The organism is Streptomyces sp. NPDC047000 (assembly GCF_040644295.1).
Classification (GTDB): domain Bacteria; phylum Actinomycetota; class Actinomycetes; order Streptomycetales; family Streptomycetaceae; genus Streptomyces.
In genome coordinates, this window is sequence record NZ_JBEYWE010000005.1 from 255,555 (window position 1) to 276,196 (window position 20,642).

At 72.2% G+C, this 20,642-nt stretch carries 14 protein-coding genes; 7 read left to right on the plus strand and 7 right to left on the minus strand.

Annotated elements, in window-relative coordinates:
- Positions 1 to 159: 159 nt before the first annotated feature.
- The 3 genes from ABZ862_RS11705 to ABZ862_RS11715 all read right to left on the minus strand — a co-directional run bounded on the left by ABZ862_RS11705 (position 160) and on the right by ABZ862_RS11715 (position 6,078).
- A complete protein-coding gene (locus tag ABZ862_RS11705) occupies positions 160 to 3,906 on the minus strand; it encodes an ABC transporter ATP-binding protein (RefSeq protein WP_360955931.1) in 3,747 nt (1,248 codons plus the stop codon).
- Between the two features lie 106 nt (positions 3,907 to 4,012).
- Positions 4,013 to 5,086, minus strand: a complete 1,074-nt coding sequence (locus ABZ862_RS11710) for an esterase-like activity of phytase family protein (RefSeq protein ID WP_360955933.1) — start codon at positions 5,084 to 5,086, stop codon at positions 4,013 to 4,015.
- A 116-nt stretch (positions 5,087 to 5,202) separates the two neighbouring features.
- Positions 5,203 to 6,078, minus strand: a complete 876-nt coding sequence (locus ABZ862_RS11715; protein WP_360955935.1) for a serine hydrolase — start codon at positions 6,076 to 6,078, stop codon at positions 5,203 to 5,205.
- Positions 6,079 to 6,294: 216 nt separating this feature from the next.
- Here ABZ862_RS11715 and ABZ862_RS11720 point away from each other — a divergent pair, with 216 nt between their 5' ends.
- Both ABZ862_RS11720 and ABZ862_RS11725 read left to right on the plus strand, forming a co-directional pair.
- Entirely contained in the window at positions 6,295 to 8,571 is a 2,277-nt protein-coding gene (locus tag ABZ862_RS11720) for a glycosyltransferase family 39 protein (protein WP_360955937.1), read from the plus strand.
- A 113-nt stretch (positions 8,572 to 8,684) separates the two neighbouring features.
- Positions 8,685 to 9,530: a phosphatase gene (locus ABZ862_RS11725; RefSeq protein WP_360955939.1), complete on the plus strand. Its 846-nt coding sequence runs from the start codon at positions 8,685 to 8,687 to the stop codon at positions 9,528 to 9,530.
- On the opposite strand, the gene ABZ862_RS11730 is transcribed toward ABZ862_RS11725, so the two are convergent.
- The 3 genes from ABZ862_RS11730 to ABZ862_RS11740 all read right to left on the minus strand — a co-directional run bounded on the left by ABZ862_RS11730 (position 9,527) and on the right by ABZ862_RS11740 (position 12,409).
- The gene (locus ABZ862_RS11730) at positions 9,527 to 10,393 is read right to left on the minus strand and encodes an acyl-CoA thioesterase II (RefSeq protein ID WP_360955941.1); all 867 of its coding nucleotides are present in this window, start codon (positions 10,391 to 10,393) and stop codon (positions 9,527 to 9,529) included. The two genes, ABZ862_RS11725 and ABZ862_RS11730, sit on opposite strands and share 4 nt — an antisense overlap.
- Positions 10,394 to 10,475: 82 nt before the next feature.
- Complete coding sequence (locus tag ABZ862_RS11735) at positions 10,476 to 11,633, minus strand: acyl-CoA dehydrogenase family protein (RefSeq protein WP_360955943.1); 1,158 nt, start codon at positions 11,631 to 11,633, stop codon at positions 10,476 to 10,478.
- A gap of 176 nt (positions 11,634 to 11,809) precedes the next feature.
- Positions 11,810 to 12,409 (minus strand): TetR/AcrR family transcriptional regulator, encoded by a 600-nt coding sequence (locus ABZ862_RS11740; protein WP_360955945.1) that lies wholly within the window; start codon positions 12,407 to 12,409, stop codon positions 11,810 to 11,812.
- Between the two features lie 149 nt (positions 12,410 to 12,558).
- Between ABZ862_RS11740 and ABZ862_RS11745 the strand changes: the two genes are divergently transcribed.
- Genes ABZ862_RS11745 through ABZ862_RS11760 form a run of 4 tightly spaced genes read left to right on the plus strand, consistent with a single transcriptional unit; the run spans position 12,559 to position 18,360 of the window.
- The gene (locus ABZ862_RS11745; protein WP_360955947.1) at positions 12,559 to 14,151 is read left to right on the plus strand and encodes a carboxyl transferase domain-containing protein; all 1,593 of its coding nucleotides are present in this window, start codon (positions 12,559 to 12,561) and stop codon (positions 14,149 to 14,151) included.
- Positions 14,152 to 14,171: 20 nt separating this feature from the next.
- Complete coding sequence (locus ABZ862_RS11750; RefSeq protein ID WP_360955949.1) at positions 14,172 to 16,235, plus strand: biotin carboxylase N-terminal domain-containing protein; 2,064 nt, start codon at positions 14,172 to 14,174, stop codon at positions 16,233 to 16,235.
- The gene (locus ABZ862_RS11755) at positions 16,232 to 17,194 is read left to right on the plus strand and encodes a hydroxymethylglutaryl-CoA lyase (RefSeq protein ID WP_360955951.1); all 963 of its coding nucleotides are present in this window, start codon (positions 16,232 to 16,234) and stop codon (positions 17,192 to 17,194) included. The genes ABZ862_RS11750 and ABZ862_RS11755 overlap by 4 nt, the downstream gene beginning before the upstream one ends.
- A 5-nt stretch (positions 17,195 to 17,199) precedes the next feature.
- The gene (locus ABZ862_RS11760; RefSeq protein WP_360955953.1) at positions 17,200 to 18,360 is read left to right on the plus strand and encodes an acyl-CoA dehydrogenase family protein; all 1,161 of its coding nucleotides are present in this window, start codon (positions 17,200 to 17,202) and stop codon (positions 18,358 to 18,360) included.
- Positions 18,361 to 18,431: 71 nt separating this feature from the next.
- Here ABZ862_RS11760 and ABZ862_RS11765 read toward each other — a convergent pair whose 3' ends face one another.
- Entirely contained in the window at positions 18,432 to 19,178 is a 747-nt protein-coding gene (locus ABZ862_RS11765) for a class I SAM-dependent methyltransferase (RefSeq protein ID WP_360955955.1), read from the minus strand.
- Positions 19,179 to 19,512: 334 nt separating this feature from the next.
- Between ABZ862_RS11765 and ABZ862_RS11770 the strand changes: the two genes are divergently transcribed.
- Positions 19,513 to 20,565 carry an ABC transporter substrate-binding protein gene (locus ABZ862_RS11770; RefSeq protein WP_360955957.1) on the plus strand — a complete coding sequence of 351 codons (1,053 nt, stop codon included), beginning with the start codon at positions 19,513 to 19,515 and terminating at the stop codon, positions 20,563 to 20,565.
- The last annotated feature ends 77 nt before the right edge of the window (positions 20,566 to 20,642 follow it).

Consider the following 20,642-nt stretch of genomic DNA (forward strand, 5'->3'; position numbering starts at 1 on the left):
GGCCTCCTGCCCGTCCCGCCCCGTGTCGCACCCCGTGTCGCACCACTGTCCACTGCCGTCCCCTCCCGTATACGACCATGAACCTTCCATGCGCGTACTGATGTACGGACGCATGGCGTAGGCCCATCGGTTGCGCGGGGAAGGGGAACTGACGGAGCGTCAGTGGGTCGCGCCGACCGGTTCCTCCGGTTCCGCCGCGCCGATGAAGGTGCGCCACAGGCGGGCGTACCGTCCGTCGAGAGCGAGGAGTTCGTCGTGGGTGCCGTCCTCGGTGACCCGGCCGTGGTCCATCACCACCACCCGGTCGGCGCGCGCGGCGGTGGTCAGCCGGTGGGCGACGACGAGCGTCGTACGGCGGCCCGCGAGCCGGTCCGTCGCCTGGTTGACCTGGGCCTCGGTGGCCAGGTCGAGGGCGGCGGTCGCCTCGTCGAGGAGCAGGACGTCCGGGTCGACCAGTTCCGCGCGGGCGAGGGCGATCAGCTGACGCTGGCCCGCGGAGAGGTTGCGGCCGCGCTCGGCGACCTCGTGGAGGTAGCCGCCGTCGAGCGTGGCGATCATCTCGTGGGCGCCGACCGCGCGCGCCGCGGCCTCCACCTCGGCGTCGGTGGCGTCGGGGCGGCCGTAGGCGATGGCGTCGCGGACGGTGCCCTGGAAGAGGTACGCCTCCTGCGGGACGACGCCGAGCCGGTGCCGGTAGGTGGTGAGGTCGAGGTCGCGCAGATCGGTGCCGTCGACGGTGACCCGGCCGGCGGTGGGGTCGTAGAAGCGGGCGACCAGCTTGACGAGCGTGGACTTGCCCGCGCCGGTCTCGCCGACGAAGGCGACCGTCTGGCCCGCGGGGATGCGCAGGTCGATGCCCTCGAGCGCGGCCTCGGCGGCGCCCTCTCCGTCACCGGTGTAGGTGAAGCGCACGTCCTCGAAGGCGATCTCGCCGCGCAGAACGGCCAGTTCGGAGGGCACCGCCGGGGACTTGGTGGACGTCGGCTCGCGCAGCAGCTCCTGGATGCGGCCCAGGGAGACGGTCGCCTGCTGGTAGCCGTCAAAGACCTGGGAGAGCTGCTGGACGGGGGCGAAGAACAGGTCGATGTAGAGCAGGTAGGCGACCAGCGCGCCGGTGGTGAGGGTGGCGGCCTCCACCCGTCCCGCGCCGGCGATCAGTACCGACGCCGCCGCGACCGACGACAGGAACTGCACGAAGGGGAAGTAGACGGAGATCAGCCACTGGCCGCGGATCCGGGCCTGGCGGTAGTCGGCGCTGCGCTCGGCGAACCGCCGTCCGCCGTCCCGCTCGCGCCGGAACGCCTGCACGATCCTGAGGCCGGCGACCGATTCCTGAAGGTCGGCGTTGACCACCGAGACCCGCTCGCGCGCCAGCTCGTACGCCTTCACACTCGCCCGGCGGAAGTAGTACGTGGCGATGATCAGCGGCGGCAGGGTGGCGAAGACGACCAGCGCCAGCTGTACGTCGATGACCAGCAGGGCGAGCATGATGCCGAAGAAGGTGACGACGGAGACGAAGGCCGTGACCAGGCCGGTCTGGAGGAATGTCGACAAAGCGTCCACATCGGTGGTCATCCTCGTCATGATCCGGCCGGTCAGCTCGCGCTCGTAGTAGTCGAGGCCGAGGCGCTGGAGCTGGGCGAAGATCTTCAGGCGCAGCGCGTAGAGCACGCGTTCGCCGGTACGGCCGGTCATCACGGTCTCGCCGATCTGCGCCGCCCACTGCACCAGCACCGCGAGCAGCGCCAGCAGGGCGGCCGCCCAGACCGCGCCGAGGGCGGCCTTGGTGACGCCCTGGTCGATGCCGTGCCGGATCATGACCGGCAGCAGCAGCCCCATGCCGGCGTCCACGGCGACGAGGGCGAGGCTGATCAGGAGCGGGCGGCCGAAGCCTCGCAGCAGCCTGCGCAGACCGTACGACTCCTCGGCGCGGACGGCGTGCGCCTCGTCGACGCCGGGGGTGTCGTCGGCCGGGGGCAGGGCGGCGACCTTGGCCAGCAGCTCGGGGGTGGCCGGGGTGCCGGCGAGGGCGGGGTCCTTCGGCTCGCGGTCGCCGGTCCACAGGCGGGGGGTGACCCCGCGCTCCGCGTCGAACTCGGCGTCCAGCTCGTCGCGTACGGAGGTGTCCTCGGCGGGCGCGGCGGGGAGGACGTGGCCCGGGGAGACGGCGCCGAGTTCGTCGGGGTCGGTCAGCAGGCGGCGGTAGAGGGCCGAGCGGGACTGGAGCTCCTCGTGGGTGCCGACGTCGGCGAGGCGGCCCCGGTCCAGGACGGCGATGCGGTCGGCGAGGCCGAGGGTGGAGCGGCGGTGGGCGATGAGGAGGGTGGTGCGGCCCCGCATGACGTGCCCCAGGGCCTCGTGGATCTCGTGCTCGACCCGGGCGTCCACGGCGGAGGTGGCGTCGTCGAGGACCAGCAGCCTCGGGTCGGTGAGGAGGGCGCGGGCGAGCGCGATGCGCTGGCGCTGGCCGCCGGAGAGGGTGAGGCCGTGCTCGCCGACCTTCGTGCCGTAGCCCTCGGGCAGCTCGGTGATGAACCGGTCGGCCTGCGCGGCGCGGGCGGCTTCCTCGATCTGCTCGTCGGTGGCGTCGGGGCGGCCGTAGGCGATGTTGGCGCGGACGGTGTCGGAGAAGAGGAACGAGTCCTCCGGGACCAGGCCGATCGCGGCGCGCAGCGAGTCGAGGGTCAGCTCGCGGACGTCGTGCCCGCCGACCAGGACGGCGCCGTGGGTGACGTCGTAGAAGCGCGGCAGGAGGAGGGAGACGGTGGACTTGCCGGATCCGGACGAGCCGACGACGGCGAGGGTCTCCCCGGGTTGTATCTCGAAGCTCAGCCCGCGCAGCACGGGCCGTTCGCTGGCGTACCCGAAGGACACGTCGTCGAACTCGACGGTCGCCGGGGCGTCGGCGGGCAGGTCGAGGGTGCCGTCGGTCATGGTCGGCTCGGTGTCGATCAGCTCCAGGACGCGCTCGGTCCCGGCGCGGGCCTGCTGCCCGACGGTGAGGACGACGGCGAGCATCCGCACCGGGCCGACGAGCTGGGCGAGGTAGGTGGAGAAGGCGACGAAGGTGCCGAGGGTGATGTGCCCGCGGACGGCGAGCCAGCCGCCGAGGGCCAGCATGGCGACCTGGCCGAGCGCGGGGACGGCCTGGAGGGCGGGGGTGTAGCGGGCGTTCAGCCGGATGGTCCGCATCCGCCCGGCGAACAGCCGCCGCCCGACCTCCCGCAGCTTGCCGGTCTCCTGGTCCTCCTGCCCGAAGCCCTTCACCACGCGTACGCCGGTGACGGCGCCGTCGACCACGCCGGCCACGGCGGCGGCCTGCGCCTGCGCGTACCAGGTGGCCGGGTGCAGCCGGGAGCGGCTGCGGCTCGCGATCCAGCCGAGCGCGGGCGCGACGGCGAGGGCGACCAGGGTCAGCGGCAGGGACAGCCAGGCCATGATGACGAGGGAGATCAGGAAGAGGAGCACGTTGCCGATGGTCATCGGCAGCATGAAGAGCAGCCCCTGGATCAGCTGGAGGTCGCTGGTCGCCCGCCCGACGACCTGCCCGGTGGACAGCTCGTCCTGACGGCGCCCGTCGAGGCGGGTGATCGCGTCGTACATGCCGGTGCGCAGGTCGTGCTGCACGTCGAGGGCGAGGCGGCCGCCGTAGAAGCGGCGGACGTAGGTACAGGCGTAGACGAGGGCGGCGGCGCCGACCAGGGCGCCCGCCCAGGGGGCCATGGCGCGGGTGCGGCTGCCGATGACGTCGTCGATGATCACCTTGGTGATCAGGGGCACGACGGCCATCACGGCCATACCGGCGAGGGAGGAACCGAGGGCGAGGATCACGTCGCCGGGGTGCCGCCAGGCGTATCCGGCCAGCCGTTTCGCCCAGCCTCGCGGTTCGTCGTGCTGCGCCGTCACGCCGGTGCCTTCCGTCCGGGGGCCTGCTCTACCGGAAGGCACCAACGTCGGTGGCGTGGGATTTCATCCCGCCGCAACAAAACGCTCCGCGGGTCTGTCCGCGGGTCTACCGGGGGGCTGTGACCCGGAGGGAGTAGAAGCGGGTCGTCTGGGCCGGGTTCTGGTTGTCGTCGCTGACCAGGAGGACGTCGAAGGTGTTGCCGTGGCGGCCGGTGACGGTCATGCCCTCGATGTTGTCGAGGAGCGGGTTGGGCTGGGGCTGCTTGGCGGTGGCGCCGAGGGACGGGCAGTCGGCGATGTCGGCCAGCAGGGTCTTCTTGACCAGGCGGACCTCCGGCCCGCCGGTGAGGTTCTCGACGCCGCTGGTGTCCGTGGCGCGGCGCGGGTCGGCGAGGTAGAGGCGGACGGTGTTGCCGACGCCGGAGGTGAAGCCGCGTTCCAGGACCAGGAGGCGGCCGTCGGGCAGCGCCTGGACCTCGGGGACGCCGAGGCCGGTGTCGGTGCGGTAGGCGTACTGCGCGGCGAGCCTGAAGCGGCCGCTCCCGGGACCGTGCGTGCGGTGCCAGGTCTGGAAGCGGACGATGCCGGTGCTGTCGCCGGAGATCGCGTACTCCATGGACGCCAGCAGGGTGTGCCCGCCGGGCAGCATGGTCAGGCCCTCGAAGGTCTGGTTGGCCGTGGCCCGCCCGGCCGGGGCGACGAACAGCGAGGACGGGACCGGGAGCCGGTCGAGGATCGTGCCGTCGCGGGAGTAGCGGCGTACGGAGGGTTCGGTCTCGGAGCTGATCAGCCGGGTGCCGTCCCGGTCGACGACCAGGCCCTCCGAGTCGAGCGCGGCGCCGTTCTCGTCGGCGAGCGGGACGACGGAGCGGGGCCGGAGGGTGCCGGCGTCCAGGGTGAAGAGGGAGGAGCGGTCCTCCAGCGCGGCGATCGAGCCGTCGGTGTCGACGGCGAGCGCGGAGAAGTTGCCGACGAAGGTCCCGTCGTACGTCGTCTTGTCGAGCGCGTCGGAGAAGCGGTCGAGGGAGACGTACGGCGAGCAGGCGTCGACCTGCGCGGTGCCCGTGGCGGTGCCCGCGGCGGCGGGCGGGGTGGCGGCGGTGGCGGGCCCGGCGGCGGTCGTCAGGACGGCCGCCGCCAGGCCGGCGGTGACGGTGGCGAGTACGGTTCTCAGGCGCATGGGCGACACCGTAGGGCGGATCGGTGACGCGGGGGAGGACGCCTCGTGACGGAACCGGGGGCGTCGGAGGATCAGCGGGAGCAGCCGGGCGAGCCGGGTGAGTCGGGTGGGCCGGGTCAGCCGGACGTGCTCGACGAGCCGGATGCCGCCAGGTCCCGGTGGATCACCTTGGCGACGCCCTGGATGGTGCTGATGCCGTAGCTCATGGTGCTGTTGCCGTGGGTGAGCACGGTGATCATGTAGTCGTGGCCGCCGCCCTTGAAGGTGCCCACGCTGTGCACCCGCCAGCCGTGCGTGCTGCGCTGCAGCCAGCCGTTCTTGACGTGCACGGAGACGGTGGAGGGCGCGCCGTAGGGGGTGCCCCAGCGCTGTGACGGGACGACCTGCCCCATCAGCTTCTGGATGTAGGCGCGGGAGCTGTCGCTGAGGACGGAGTTGGCGGCCGTGATCAGCTTGAGCAGCTTCTGCTCGTCGGTGACGGTGATCTGGGTGAGGCCCCAGTAGTTGTCGGCACCGGGGACGGTCTGGGTCATGGCGGCGGCGGCGAGGAAGCCCTTGATCTTCGTCATGCCGAGCTGCTTCCACAGGGTGGAGGTCGCCGCGTTGTCCGACTGGGTGATCATCGCCTGGGCGAGGGTGGTCTCGCGGCTGGTGAGGGAGCGGTTGTGCTTCTTCGCGTCCCACAGGAGGGCGGCGAGGACGGTCACCTTCACCACGCTGGCGGAGTCGTAGGCGCTGGAGGCGCGCAGGGTGCAGGTCGTCTTCGTCGAGCGGTCGTAGAGGCCCACGGCGACGGTGCCGGAGCGGGTGGCGAGGGCCGCCGTGATGTCCTTCTTCAGCTTGGCGGCGAGGGTCGTGCTCGTGCCGGAGGTACAGCTGACGGTCGGCGTGGCCGCGGCGGCGGGCGTGGCGGCCACGGCGGGCACGAGCACCGCGGCACCGAGGCCCACCGCCACGGTTCTGCCGCGCCAGGACGATATGTGCTGAGTCATGGATGACCCGTCTCTCTAGGGCGGTAAGGCCGCGGGGATACGGCCTCGCAGACATGACTCGCTCGAAGAGACGACGGTTGTACATGAGTCCGAGGGACGGGCGCCCTCCGCCAGGACTGCCCTCCCGGCCAGGATTTACGTTCCGAAGATGTGATCCACAGCCGGCACCCAGGCTCGTCACAGTGGGCGCCCAACGACCCCCGTCACGGTGCCATGGTGACCTCTGCCACCGATCCACTCCCCCACACCCCCGCGTCCGCCGACTGGCCGCCGCCCGCCGGGCCCGCCGCCGCGCCGCCGGAGCGTGCGCCGCGCTGGTCGTTGCCCGCGCTGATCGCGATCCTCGTCCTCGCGGCGGGGCTGTACGCCTGGAATCTGTCGGGCTCCGGTCTCAACAGCTTCTACAGCGGCGCCGTGCTCAGCGGCACGCAGAGCTGGAAGGCCTGGTTCTTCGGGTCGCTGGACGCCGGGAACTTCCTCACCGTCGACAAGCCGCCGCTCGCGCTCATGGTCATGGGCCTGTCCTGCCGCGTCTTCGGCTTCGGGACCTGGCAGATGATGGCGCCGATGATCGTCGCCGCGCTCGCCACGATCTGGATCCTGCACTCCTCCGTGAAGCGGGTCTGGGGCCACGGCGCGGCGACGGTCGCCGCGCTGGTGCTGGCACTGACCCCGATCACCGTCGCCATCAACCGCGACAACAACCCCGACACCCTGCTGGTGCTCCTGATGGTGGGCGCCGCCGCCCTCGGGCTGCGCGCCGTCACGAGCGGCCGGCTCCTGCCGCTCGTCGGGTCGGCGGTCTGCTTCGGCCTCGCCTTCAACACCAAGATGCTCCAGGGCTACATCGCCCTGCCCGCCGTCGCCGGCGTGTATCTGTACGCGGCCCGTCCCGCCCTCGTGAAGCGGATCGTCAACCTGCTGATCGCCGGGGTCGCGCTCGCCGTCAGCAGCTTCTGGTGGGCGGCGGCCGTGTCCCTGGTGCCCGCCGACGACCGGCCGTACATCGGCGGCTCCACGGACGGCACCGCCTGGGACCTGATCATGGGCTACAACGGCCTCGGCCGCGTCTTCGGTGGCGAGGGCAACGGCGGGGGCGGCGGGAACGGGGGCGGCGGAGGCGCCTCCTTCGCCGGGACCGCGGGCCTCGGCCGCATGTTCAACGACGTCCTCGGCGGCCAGATCTCCTGGCTGCTGCCCTTCTCCGCGATCGCCCTGGCCGGCGGCCTCGTCCTGTGCGGCCGCGCCCCGCGCACCGACCTCACCCGCGCCGCGCTGCTGCTGTGGGGCGGCTGGACCCTGCTGCACTTCCTCACGTTCAGCATGGCGGAAGGCACCATGCACCCCTACTACACCACCGCCCTGGCCCCCGGGATCGCCGCCCTGTGCGGAGGCGGCGGCGCCATGCTCCTCGGCGCGCTGCGGGGCGACCGGCGCTGGGTGTGGGTGCTGCCCGCCGCGCTCGGCGTCACCGGGCTGTGGGCGATCGTGCTGCTGCGCCGCGCCTCCGGCTGGAACAGCTGGCTGTGGCCGGTGGTCGGCCTGCTGACCGCCCTCGCGATCACCGGGCTGATCCTCTTCCGCTCCGGCGGTACGCGGATCCGGCTGCTCACCGCCTCCGTGGCCGCCGCGGTCGTCGCCGCGGTCGCGGGTCCGGCGGCGTACGCCTGGTCGGTGCCGTCCGGATCGGGCGGCGGCATGGGCGGGACGAACCCCACGGCGGGCCCCTCCACCGGCAACGGCTTCGGCGGCGGCCCGGGCGGCGGCGGCAACCGCGGCGGCTTCCCCGGCGGCGGCTCCATGGAGGCGCCGGGCGGTCAGAACCAGGCCGGCGGTGCCCCGCAGGCGGGCGGCGAGCTGCCGGGCGGCGGCGAGATGCCCGGCGGCACCGGCGGGGAGATGCCGGGGGCGCAGGGCGGACAGCAGTACGGCCGGCTGCCCGGCGGCGACGCCGAGGCGGGCGGCGGTACGGCCCCCGGCGGTGAGAGCGGCTCCGGAGGCGCGCCCTCCGGCATGACCGGCGGTCCCGGCGGAGGCATGGGCGGCGGAGGCGGCATGGGCGGGGCGAGCAGCGAGCTCGTCTCGTACCTGAAGAAGCACCGGGACGGCGCCACGTGGCTGCTCGCGGTGTCCAACTCGCAGAGCGCCGCCCAGATCGAGCTGAGCACCAGGATCCCGGTCATCTCCATGTGGGGCTTCACCGGCTCCGACAACGCCATGACGGTGGCCAAGCTGAAGGAACTGGTGAAGAAGGGCGAGCTGCACTACATCCAGCTCGGCGGAGGCATGGGCGGCGGAGGCGGCATGGGCGGCGGCAACAGCGTCAGCTCGGCGGTCACGGCGTGGGTGCAGAAGCACGCGACGGCGGTGAAGGAGAGCGCGTACAGCAAGAGCACATCGTCATCATCGTCGTCGGGTTCGAAGTCGTCGTCCTCCCAGAACCAGAGCAGCCAGTCCGCCCTCTACCGTCTGGACCCGTCCGACGTCAGCTGACACCACCTGCGACGGCCCCCGCCGATCCGGTCGGGGGCCGTCGTCGTGTGGCGGGCGTCCCAGCGCCCGGAACACCCGGGACCCGCCCCCGTGGGCTGCCTCACAATGGGTTCATGCCGATACCCGGGACACCCAGCCGCGCCGAGCTCGTCGACCACCTTGTGAAGACCCGTATCGCGGGCGATGTCGCCACACCTCGCGAGAACAACCTCAACCACTACCGCAGGCTGGCCAACGGCGAACGGAACTTCTGGCTCGGGCTCGAACTCGGTGACCGGTGGAACGACGAGCAGGACGTGCTCGCGGTGATGGCGGAGCGGGTCGGGGTGAACGACGACCCCGCGTTCCGGTACGGGCAGGACACCATCGACCCGGAGCTGACGGTGGACGCCCTGGAGCGGATGGCGGGGCGGCTGCGGAAGGCGGCCGAGGGCGGGCAGCGGGTACTGCTCGCGACCGGTCACCCGGGCGGGCTGCTCGATGTGCACCACGCCACCGCCGTCGCGCTGCGCGCCGCGGGCTGCGAGGTCGTCGTCATCCCGGAGGGGTTGCAGACGGAGGAGGGGTACGTCAGACAGTTCGCCGACATCGCCGTGCTCGAGCACGGGGCGAGCCTCTGGCACACCCACTCCGGCGAGCCGATGCACCAGATCCTCACCGCGCTGGAGCGTGCGGGACGCCCGCTGCCCGACCTCGTCGTCGCCGACCACGGCTGGGCGGGGCGGGCCGCCCAGCACGGCATCGACTCCGTGGGGTACGCCGACTGCAACGACCCGGCCCTCTTCCTCGCCGAGTCCGAGGGCACCCTCCAGGTCGCCGTACCGCTCGACGACCATGTCGTCAGCCCGCGGTACTACGACCCGATGACCGCCTATCTGCTGTCCGAGGCGGGACTCACCGGGCAAGGGGACCGGGAGGACCAAGGAGACCAAAGGGACCGAGAGGACCAGGAAGCCTAGCGGGGGACGCGGACCACGCCCTCCTGGATCACCGACACCGCCAGCCGGCCGTCCTGCGTGTAGATCCGAGCCTGGCCCAGGCCCCGGCCGCCGTACGCCGACGGGGACTCCTGGTCGTAGAGCAGCCACTCGTCGGCGCGGAACGGGCGGTGGAACCACATCGCGTGGTCCAGGGAGGCGCCGACCACGTCGCCCACCGCCCAGCCGCCCCGGCCGTGGGCCAGCAGCACCGAGTCGAGCAGCGTCATGTCGGAGACGTACGTGGCGAGCACGACGTGCAGCAGGGGGTCGTCGGCGAGCTTGCCGTTGGTGCGGAACCAGACCTGCGAGTGCGGTTCGCGAGGTTCGCCGAAGCGGCCGTACGGCGGCTCGTCGACGTAGCGCAGGTCGACCGCCTCGCGGGTCTGGAGGAGGCGTGCCACCACGCCGGGGGCGAGGTGGCCGTAGCCGCGCAGGCGTTCCTGGGAGGTCGGGAGGGTCTCGGGGTCCGGGGCGGACGGCGCGGGGGCCTGGTGGTCGAGGCCGTCCTCGTACGTCTGGAAGGACGCCGAGAGCCCGAAGACCGGCTTGCCGTGCTGGACGGCGACGACCCGGCGGGTGGTGAAGGAGCGGCCGTCGCGCAGCCGGTCCACGGTGTAGACGATGGGCGCGCCGGGGTCGCCGGGACGCAGGAAGTACGCGTGCAGGGAGTGCGCGGGCCGGTCCGCCGGGACCGTACGCCCGGCGGCGGTCATCGCCTGCGCGGCGACCTGGCCGCCGAAGACCCGCGGGACCATGGCGGAGCGGGACTGCCCGCGGAAGATGTTCTCCTCGATCTGCTCCAGGTCGAGCAGATCGAGGAGATCCTGTAGTGCCTGGCTCATGGCGTCCGTTGTATCGGTCGGACCGCTGCCGCTGGTTGCGGGCGGCTTACAGGCCCATGTCCTGCTGGTCCTGCTGGTTCCTCTACAGGCCCATGTCCTTCGCGATGATCGTCTTCATGATCTCGCTGGTGCCGCCGTAGATCCGGTTGACGCGGTTGTCGGCGTACAGGCGGGCGATCGGGTACTCGTTCATGAAGCCGTAGCCGCCGTGCAGCTGGAGGCAGCGGTCGATGACGCGGTGCGCGACCTCGGTGCAGAACAGCTTGGCGCTGGCGGCCTCGGCGGGCGTCAGCTCGTTCGCGTCCAGGGCCTCCAGGGCGCGGTCGGCGACCGCCTCGGCGGCGTCCACCTCGGCCTGGCAGGCGGCGAGCTCGAACTTGGTGTTCTGGAAGTGCGCGACCGGCTGGCCGAAGACGGTGCGCTCCTTGACGTACTCCTTGGTGAACCGCACGGCCGCCTTGGCCTGCGCGTAGGCGCCGTAGGCGATGCCCCAGCGCTCGGAGGCGAGGTTGTGGCCGAGGTAGGAGAAGCCCTTGTTCTCCTCGCCGAGCAGGTCCTCCACCGGGACCTTCACGTCGACGAACGCCAGCTCGGCGGTGTCGGAGGTCTTCAGGCCGAGCTTGTCGAGCTTGCGGCCGACGGAGTAGCCCTCGGACTTGGTGTCCACGGCGAACAGGGATATGCCGTGCCGGCGGTCCTCGGCGGTGGGCGCGGCGGTGCGGGCGCAGACGATGACGCGGTCGGCGTGCACGCCGCCGGTGATGAAGGTCTTGGCGCCGTTGAGGACGTAGTGCGTGCCGTCCTCGGAGAGCCGGGCGGTGGTCTTCATGCCCGCGAGGTCGGAGCCGGTGCCCGGCTCGGTCATCGCGAGGGCCCACATCTCCTCGCCGGAGACGAACTTGGGCAGATAGCGCTTCTTCTGCTCCTCGGTGGCGAGCATCTTGATGTACGGCAGGCCGAGCAGCACATGCACTCCGGAGCCGCCGAAGTGGACGCCCGCGCGGGCGGTCTCCTCGTAGATGATCGCCTCGAACTTGTACGAGTCGATGCCGGCGCCGCCGTGCTCCTCGTCGACGCGGATGCCGAAGACACCCAGCTCGGCGAGCTTGTGGTAGAAGTCGCGGGGGGCCTGGCCGGCCGCGAACCACTCGTCGTAGACGGGGACGACCTCGGCCTCGATGAAGGCCCGCAGGGTCTCCCGGAACGCCTCGTGATCCTCGTTGAACACCGTACGGCGCACGCCGCCACCTCCACAGAACCGTGCATGTCTAAGCGCTTGCTCAGAGCAACGGTACCGGCGGGTAGGGACGGGCGTCCAGAGTGTCCGGGGGCGGGATGCCGTAACGCTCGTCACGCGGACGGGTGAGGGCACGGAGGGACGCACGGGCGGGTCCGCGGGGGCGCAAGGCGCCGGAATCAGGGCGCCCCGGCCGCCTCGAAGGCGCCGCGCGCCATCTGGTGCAGCAGCCGGGCGGTGACCGCGCGCCCCGGCAGCGCGCCCGGCCGGGCCAGGTGCGGGGTGGAGTTGAGCAGGCCGAACACCGCGTGCACGGCGGCGCGGGCGGCGGGCTCGGTCAGTTCCGGGTGCAGCTCGCGCACCACCTCCACCCACAGTTCGACGTACTGCCGCTGGAGCTGGCGCACCAGCTTGCGGTCGCTGTCGCGCAGGCGGTCCAGCTCGCGGTCGTGCAGGGTGATGAGGGGACGGTCGTCCAGGGCGAAGTCGATGTGGCCCTCGATGAGCGAGTCGAGGACCGCGCCGGGACCGGCGGAGTTGTCCGCCTCCGCCAGCCGGCGGCGCGCGCCGGTCAGCAGCCGGCCGCTGATGCCGACCAGCAGTTCGGCGAGCATCGCGTCCTTGCCGGGGAAGTGCCGGTAGAGGCCGGGGCCGCTGATGCCGACCGCGGCGCCTATCTCGTCGACCCCGACACCGTGGAAGCCGCGCTCGGCGAAGAGGCGGGCGGCCTCCTTGAGGATCTGTTCACGGCGGGTCGCGGCGTCGGTTCTGGTGACCATGGGAGTAATTCTAGACAGAAGCGGTTAGCGGTCGTTAACCTGAAGGCCGATGGTTAACGCTCATTAACACCTGGTGAGGGGACCGCGGGATGCAGGAGGCACCGGAGCTGACGAGTGATGGGGGTGCCCCCGCGCGAGATCGTTCGAGCGTGGGGGAGGACCCCGCCTCGGAGGCCTGGCGGGCCAACGAGCGGGCGCACCGCGCGCTGGCCGGGGAGCTGCGCGGCAAGCTGGCCGCGGCCCGCCTCGGCGGCGGCGAGCGGGCGCGGGCCCGGCACACCGCGCGCGGCAAGCTGCTGCCGCGCGAGCGGGTGGACGCACTGCTCGACCCGGGTTCGCCGTTCCTGGAGCTGGCGCCGCTGGCGGCCGACGGGATGTACGACGGCCAGGCACCGGCGGCCGGGCTGATCGCCGGGATCGGACGGGTCGCCGGGCGCGAGTGCGTGATCGTCGCCAACGACGCCACGGTCAAGGGCGGCACGTACTACCCGATGACCGTGAAGAAGCATCTGCGCGCCCAGGAGGTGGCCCTGGAGAACCGGCTGCCGTGCCTGTACCTCGTCGACTCGGGCGGCGCGTTCCTGCCGATGCAGGACGAGGTGTTCCCGGACCGGGAGCACTTCGGGCGGATCTTCTACAACCAGGCCCGGATGTCCGGCGCCGGCATCCCGCAGATCGCCGCCGTCCTCGGCTCCTGCACGGCGGGCGGGGCGTACGTCCCGGCGATGAGCGACGAGGCGGTCATCGTGCGCGGCCAGGGCACCATCTTCCTCGGCGGGCCGCCGCTGGTGAAGGCCGCCACCGGTGAGGTGGTCACGGCGGAGGAACTGGGCGGCGGCGAGGTCCACGCGCGGGTGTCGGGCGTCACCGACCACCTGGCGGAGGACGACGCGCACGCGCTGCGGATCGTCCGGACCGCCGTCGCCACGCTTCCCGCGCGCGGGCCGCTGCCGTGGGAGGTGACGGCGTCCGTCGAGCCGAAGGTCGATCCGTACGGCCTGTACGGCGCGGTGCCGGTCGACCCGCGCACCCCCTACGACGTACGGGAGATCATCGCGCGGGTGGTGGACGGCTCGCGGTTCGCCGAGTTCAAGGCGGAGTTCGGGCAGACCCTCGTCACCGGCTTCGCCCGCGTCCACGGGCATCCGGTCGGGATCGTCGCCAACAACGGCATCCTGTTCTCCGAATCCGCCCAGAAGGGCGCCCACTTCGTCGAGCTGTGCGACCAGCGCGGCATCCCGCTGGTGTTCCTGCAGAACATCTCCGGCTTCATGGTCGGCCGGGACTACGAGGCGGGCGGCATCGCCAAGCACGGCGCCAAGATGGTGACCGCGGTGGCCTGCACCCGGGTGCCGAAGCTGACGGTGGTGGTCGGCGGGTCGTACGGGGCGGGCAACTACTCGATGTGCGGCCGGGCCTATTCGCCCCGGTTCCTGTGGATGTGGCCGGGCGCCAAGATCTCGGTGATGGGCGGCGAGCAGGCCGCGTCCGTCCTCGCGACCGTGAAACGGGACCAGCTGGAGGCGCGCGGGGAGAGCTGGCCGGCCGAGGAGGAGGAAGCCTTCAAGGCGCCGGTGCGCGCGCAGTACGAGCGCCAGGGCAACGCCTACTACGCCACGGCGCGCCTGTGGGACGACGGGGTGATCGACCCCCTGGAGACCCGCCGGGTGCTGGGTCTGGCCCTGACCGCCTGTGCCAACGCGCCGCTGGGAGAGCCCCGGTTCGGCGTCTTCCGGATGTGAACGCTGCGATGAGGGGACCCATGTTCGAGACGGTGCTGGTCGCCAACCGGGGCGAGATCGCGGTGCGGGTGATCCGTACGCTGCGGGCCATGGGGGTGCGCTCGGTGGCGGTGTACTCCGACGCCGACGCGGACGCCCGGCACGTACGGGAGGCCGACACGGCGGTGCGGATCGGGCCCGCGGCGGCCGCGGAGAGCTATCTGTCGGCGGAACGGATCATCGCGGCCGCCGTCCGCACGGGCGCGCGGGCGGTGCACCCGGGGTACGGCTTCCTCGCCGAGAACGCCGCCTTCGCGCGGACCTGCGAGGAGGCGGGGCTCGTCTTCATCGGGCCGCCTGCCTCGGCGATCGCGCTGATGGGCGACAAGATCCGGGCGAAGGAGACGGTGCGGGCGGCGGGCGTCCCGGTGGTGCCGGGGTCCCGGGGCAGCGGCCTGACGGATGCCCAACTGGCTTCCGCCGCGGCCGGCATCGGTGTCCCGGTGCTGCTGAAGCCGTCGGCGGGCGGCGGCGGCAAGGGCATGCGGCTGGTGCGGGACCCGGCGGTGCTGGAGGAGGAGATCGCGGCGGCCCGCCGGGAGGCCCGCGCGTCCTTCGGGGACGACACGCTGCTGGTCGAGCGGTGGGTGGACCGGCCCCGCCACATCGAGATCCAGGTCCTGGCCGACGGCCACGGCAACGTCGTCCACCTCGGCGAACGCGAGTGCTCGCTCCAGCGGCGGCACCAGAAGCTCGTCGAGGAGGCGCCCAGTGTGCTGCTGGACGGGCCGACCCGGGCCGCGATGGGCGAGGCGGCGGTGCAGGCGGCGCGCTCCTGCGGGTACCGGGGCGCGGGCACGGTGGAGTTCATCGTGCCGGGCGGCGACCCGTCGTCGTACTTCTTCATGGAGATGAACACCCGCCTCCAGGTGGAGCACCCGGTCACCGAGTTCGTGACGGGCCTCGACCTGGTGGAGTGGCAGCTGCGGATCGCGGCGGGCGAGCGGCTGCCGTACGGGCAGGACGACATCACCCTCGCCGGGCACGCCGTGGAGGCCCGGATCTGCGCCGAGACGGTGTCGGTGCGCGAGGGCGCGCGCGGCTTCCTGCCGTCCGGCGGCACGGTGCTGCGGCTGCGCGAACCCTCGGGGGACGGCGTGCGCACCGACTCCGGGCTCAGCGAGGGCACGGAGGTGGGCAGCCGCTACGACCCGATGCTGGCCAAGGTCATCGCGTACGGCCCCGACCGGGCGACGGCACTGCGCAGGCTCCGGGCGGCCCTCGCCGGGACGGTGACGCTGGGCGTGCCGACCAACGCCGGGTTCCTGCGGCGGCTGCTGGCGCATCCGGCGGTGGTGGCGGGGGACCTGGACACCGGGCTGGTGGAGCGGGAACTGGACGGGCTGGTCCAGGACGACGTCCCGCCGGAGGTCTACGCGGCGGCGGCCCTGCTGCGCCACGGGTCCCTCCGCCCGCCGCCGTCCGTCTCCGGCTGGGCGGACCCGTTCGCGGCGGCGGACGGCTGGCGGCTGGGCGGCGAGGCGGCGTGGACGGCGTACCACGTACGGGTGACGGGCCACGAGCCGGTGGTGATACGGGTCCGGACCACGGGCGGGGGCGACGGCGGTACGGAGCTGCTCCTGCCGGGAGCGGAGACCCCCGTGCCCGCCCGCCTCATGCCCGGGGACCCGCTCACCGTCGAACTGGACGGTGTGACACACGCCTTCACGGCCCTGACCGGTACCGCCGGCGAGGACGGGGTATGGCTGGCCCGGGACGGCGACGCCTGGCACGTCCGCGCCCACGACCCGGTCGCCGCGAGCCTGGACCGGGCCGCGCACGCGGGCGCCGACTCGCTGACGGCGCCGATGCCCGGCACGGTGACGGTGGTGAAGGTGGCGGTGGGCGACGACGTGGTCGCGGGCCAGAGCCTGCTGGTGGTGGAGGCGATGAAGATGGAGCACGTCATCTCCGCCCCGCACGCGGGCACGGTCACCGGACTCGACGTCACCCCGGGCACGGCGGTCGCCATGGACCAGGTGCTGGCGGTGATCGCGCCGCACGAGGAGGAAGCGGTGGACACGGACGGAGGCGAACGCGCATGACCCGACCCCCCGGACTCCCGATGACCGTCCCGGCGCCGGACCTGCCCGCACGGGTGCGGATCCACGAGGTGGGCGCGCGGGACGGCCTGCAGAACGAGAAGGCGACCGTACCGACACAGGTGAAGGCGGACTTCGTCCGCCGCCTGGCCGACGCGGGCCTGACGACGATCGAGGCGACGAGCTTCGTCCACCCGAAGTGGGTGCCGCAACTGGCCGACGCGGAGGACCTGTTCGACCTCGTCAAGGGCGCCCTGCCCGGGATACACCTGCCGGTGCTGGTCCCCAACGGCCGCGGTCTGGACCGGGCCCTGGCGCTCGGCGCGGACCGGGTCGCCGTGTTCGCCAGCGCCACGGAGTCCTTCGCGAAGGCCAACCTCAACCGCACCGTGGACGAGTCCCTCGCGGTGTTCGACCCGGTGGTGCGGCGGGCGAAGGAGGCGGGAGCGCATGTCCGCGGCTATGTCTCGATGTGCTTCGGCGACCCGTGGGAGGGTCCGGTCCCGCTCCACCAGGTGGCCCGGGTCTGCACGGCGCTGCGGGACATGGGCTGCGACGAGCTGAGCCTGGGCGACACGATCGGCGTGGCGACGCCGGGCCACGTACGCGCGCTCCTCACCCTCCTGAACGAGGAAGGCGTGCCGACGGACGCCCTGGGTGTGCACTTCCACGACACGTACGGCCAGGCGCTGGCGAACACGTACGCGGCCCTGGAGCACGGCGTGAGCACGGTCGACGCCTCCGCCGGCGGCCTGGGCGGCTGCCCGTACGCGAAGTCGGCCACCGGCAACCTCGCCACGGAGGACCTGGTCTGGATGCTGCACGGCCTGGGCATCGAGACCGGCGTCGACCTGGACCGCCTCACCGCGACCAGCGTGTGGATGGCGGCCCACCTCGACCGCCCCAGCCCGTCCCGCACCGTCCGCGCCCTCTCCCCGGCTCTCTCCCACCAGGAGCAGTGATCACCATGGACTTCCGCCTCTCCCCCGAACTGGAGGAACTCCGCCGCACGGTGGAGGAGTTCGCGCACGACGTGGTGGCCCCGAAGATCGGCGACCTCTACGAGCGCCACGAGTTCCCCTACGAGATCGTGCGCGAGATGGGCCGGATGGGCCTGTTCGGCCTGCCGTTCCCGGAGGAGTACGGCGGCATGGGCGGCGACTACCTGGCGCTGGGCGTGGCCCTGGAGGAACTGGCGAGGGTCGACTCGTCGGTGGCCATCACCCTGGAGGCGGGAGTCTCGCTGGGAGCGATGCCGATCCACCTGTTCGGCACACCGGCCCAGAAACAGGAGTGGCTCCCCCGCCTCTGCACGGGCGAGATCCTGGGCGCCTTCGGCCTGACGGAACCGGACGGCGGCTCCGACGCGGGAGCCACCCGCACCACGGCCCGCCTGGACCCGGCCACCGGCGAATGGGTGATCAACGGCACCAAGTGCTTCATCACCAACTCGGGCACGGACATCACGGGCCTGGTGACGGTGACGGCGGTGACGGACCGCAGGCCGGACGGCAGGCCGGTGATCTCGTCGATCATCGTGCCGTCGGGCACCCCCGGCTTCACGGTGGCGGCGCCGTACTCCAAGGTCGGTTGGAACGCCTCGGACACCAGGGAACTGTCCTTCGCGGACGTCCGGGTCCCCGCGGCCAACCTGCTCGGCGAACAGGGCCGCGGCTACGCCCAGTTCCTGCGCATCCTGGACGAGGGCCGGGTCGCCATAGCGGCACTGGCGACGGGGCTGGCACAGGGCTGCGTGGACGAGTCGGTCAAGTACGCCAAGGAACGCCACGCGTTCGGCCGCCCGATCGGCGCGAACCAGGCGATCCAGTTCAAGATCGCGGACATGGAGATGAAGGCCCACACCTCCCGCCTGGCCTGGCGCGACGCGGCGGCCCGCCTGGTCTCCGGAGCCCCCTTCAAGAAGGAGGCGGCCCTGGCCAAGCTCCATTCCTCCACGGTCGCGGTGGACAACGCCCGCGACGCCACCCAGATCCACGGCGGCTACGGCTTCATGAACGAGTACCCGGTGGCCCGGATGTGGCGCGACTCCAAGATCCTGGAGATCGGCGAGGGCACCAGCGAGGTCCAGCGGATGCTGATCGCCCGGGAGTTGGGACTGGCGGGGTAACGGGAGACGGGGCAGGAGACGGTCCGGAGGCGGCGGGGTGTCGTCGCCTCCGGGTTCGGTGGGGGTGGTGGTCAGCGGGGCAGAAGGGCGAAGATCCCCCAGCCCAGGTGTTCGCGTTCGTATCTGACGTAGCGGACGGGGTCCGTCGTGAGTTCGGCTCTCAGTTCGGGGGCCAGTTCGTCGTCGGGGTGGCGGTCGAGCCAGCGGCGGACGTTGAGCCACTGGGCGGCCCGGTAGCGGTCCCAGCTGTCCTGGTCGGCGAGCACCATCTCGACGACGTCGTGGCCGAGTTCGCCGAACTGCTCGATCAGTGCGGGCAGCGTGCGGAAGTCGTCCCGGCTGCGGGCGTGGCACGCCTCGACGGTGACCTGGTCCGGGGGCTCCCGGCGCCAGTACGGCTCGCCGATCAGCAGCATGCCGCCCGGGCGGAGGCTGCGGCGCAGCAGGTCGATCGTGCCGGGCACTCCGTCGCCGATCCAGGTGGCGCCGACGCACGCGGCGAGGTCGACGGGTTCGTCCGCGACATGGCCGGACGCGTCGCCGTGCACGAAGTCCACCCGGTCGGCGACGCCGAGTTCGGCCGCCCGGGCCCGGGCCTTGGCCGTGAAGTCGCTGCTGAGGTCGACGCCGGTCCCGGTGATGCCGTGGTCGCGGGCCCAGGTGCACAGCATCTCGCCCGATCCGCTGGCGAGGTCGAGCACCCGCGTGCCGGGCGTCAGGCGCAGAGCCTGCCCCAGGACGGCCAGTTTCTCGCCGGTGAACGGGTTGTGGATACGGTGACTGCTCTCGCGGATGGTGAAGCTACGTGGAATGTCCACGGGTGAGGTTCCTTACGTCCGAGGGGGTCATGCCGTGCACGGGGAACGGCCGGCTGCTGCCGTCCGTCACTGCCTGGACCGCCATCAGACGCACCTCTTCCGGCCGCGCGGAACTCGGACGCGGCGACGGTAGGCCGCGCGGGTGGCCGTGTCCAACGGTTTTCGCCCCGTGCCGGACGGCCGCGAGGGCTTGGCGGGACCGCGGGTGTCCCAGGGAACGCCCTATACGTGGGGGCGCGGAGTGCGAGATCCCCTGGACATCAATTGAGGTTAGGCTAACCTATCTTCCAATTGTCCGGTGGGCCGTCCGCCCTGGTCGAAAGCAGTCATGCTCATGTCCCTCGCTCGTGCCAGCCATCTCACCCGACGCGGCGTCCTCGCCGCCGGCGGTGCCCTCGGTCTCGGGGCCGTGCTCGCGGCCTGCGGTGATGACGACGATGCCGAAAGCAGCGGTGCGGGCAAGGGGAGTTCGGCCGCCGCGTCCGGGCCCTGGTCCTTCAAGGACGACCGCGGCCAGACCGCGAAGACCGGCAAGGCCCCGGCAAACATCGTCGCCTTCGTCGGGGTGGCCGCCGCGCTCCACGACTACGGCGTCGGGGTCAAGGGCGTCTTCGGGCCGACGACCACCAAGGACGGCAAGGCCGATGTGCAGGCCGGGGACATGGACGTCACCAAGGTGACCGTGCTCGGCAACGAGTGGGGGCAGTTCAACATCGAGAAGTACGCGGCGCTCGCCCCCGACGTGCTGATATCCACGATGTTCGACAGCGCCGGGACGCTCTGGTACGTGCCGGAGGAGTCCAAGAAGAAGATCCTCGCCGTCGGGGCGCCGAGCGTCGGGATCTCCGTCTACAACCGGCAGCTGACCGCACCGTTGCAGCGGATGCTCGACCTCGCCGAGTCGCTCGGCGGCGACGTCGCTTCCGATGCCGTCGCCCAGGCCAAGAAGCGCTTCGAGGACGCCTCCGCCAGGCTGCGCGCCGCCGTCAAGGCCAACCCCGGGATCCGGGTCATGGCCGGTTCCGCCAGCCAGGACCTGTTCTACGTCTCCGGGTCCAACCTCTCCATCGACCTCGAGTACTACAAGGCCCTCGGCGTCACCTTCATCGAGCCCCCGGAGAAGGCCAAGGCCGAGGGCGGCGGCTGGTACGAGTCGCTGAGCTGGGAGAACGTCGACAAGTACCAGGCCGACGTCATCATGATGGACAACCGCACCTCGGCCGTCCAGCCCGCCGACATCACCGAGGCCACCTGGAAGAAGCTGCCCGCCGTCAAGGCAGGCCAGGTCATCGCCCGCAACCCCGAGCCGATCCTGTCCTACGACAAGTGCGCCCCCCTCGTCGAAGCCCTCGCCACCGCCGTCGAGAAGGCGAAGAAGGTCGGGTGAGCCGCGCCGACCGCCGCACCCAGCAAGGACTTTGAGCGGCAGTCACGCGCAGCGGAGTGATCGCCGTCACGGGAGGG

Excerpts from the sequence above, each read along its gene's own strand:
- ABZ862_RS11710 (WP_360955933.1), bottom strand. The coding sequence starts at position 5,086 with ATGCGCCTGAGAACCGTACTCGCCACCGTCACCGCCGGCCTGGCGGCG.
- ABZ862_RS11715 (WP_360955935.1), bottom strand. The coding sequence starts at position 6,078 with ATGACTCAGCACATATCGTCCTGGCGCGGCAGAACCGTGGCGGTGGGC.
- ABZ862_RS11725 (WP_360955939.1), top strand. The coding sequence starts at position 8,685 with ATGCCGATACCCGGGACACCCAGCCGCGCCGAGCTCGTCGACCACCTT.
- ABZ862_RS11730 (WP_360955941.1), bottom strand. The coding sequence starts at position 10,393 with ATGAGCCAGGCACTACAGGATCTCCTCGATCTGCTCGACCTGGAGCAG.
- ABZ862_RS11740 (WP_360955945.1), bottom strand. The coding sequence starts at position 12,409 with ATGGTCACCAGAACCGACGCCGCGACCCGCCGTGAACAGATCCTCAAG.
- ABZ862_RS11750 (WP_360955949.1), top strand. The coding sequence starts at position 14,172 with ATGTTCGAGACGGTGCTGGTCGCCAACCGGGGCGAGATCGCGGTGCGG.
- ABZ862_RS11755 (WP_360955951.1), top strand. The coding sequence starts at position 16,232 with ATGACCCGACCCCCCGGACTCCCGATGACCGTCCCGGCGCCGGACCTG.
- ABZ862_RS11760 (WP_360955953.1), top strand. The coding sequence starts at position 17,200 with ATGGACTTCCGCCTCTCCCCCGAACTGGAGGAACTCCGCCGCACGGTG.
- ABZ862_RS11770 (WP_360955957.1), top strand. The coding sequence starts at position 19,513 with ATGTCCCTCGCTCGTGCCAGCCATCTCACCCGACGCGGCGTCCTCGCC.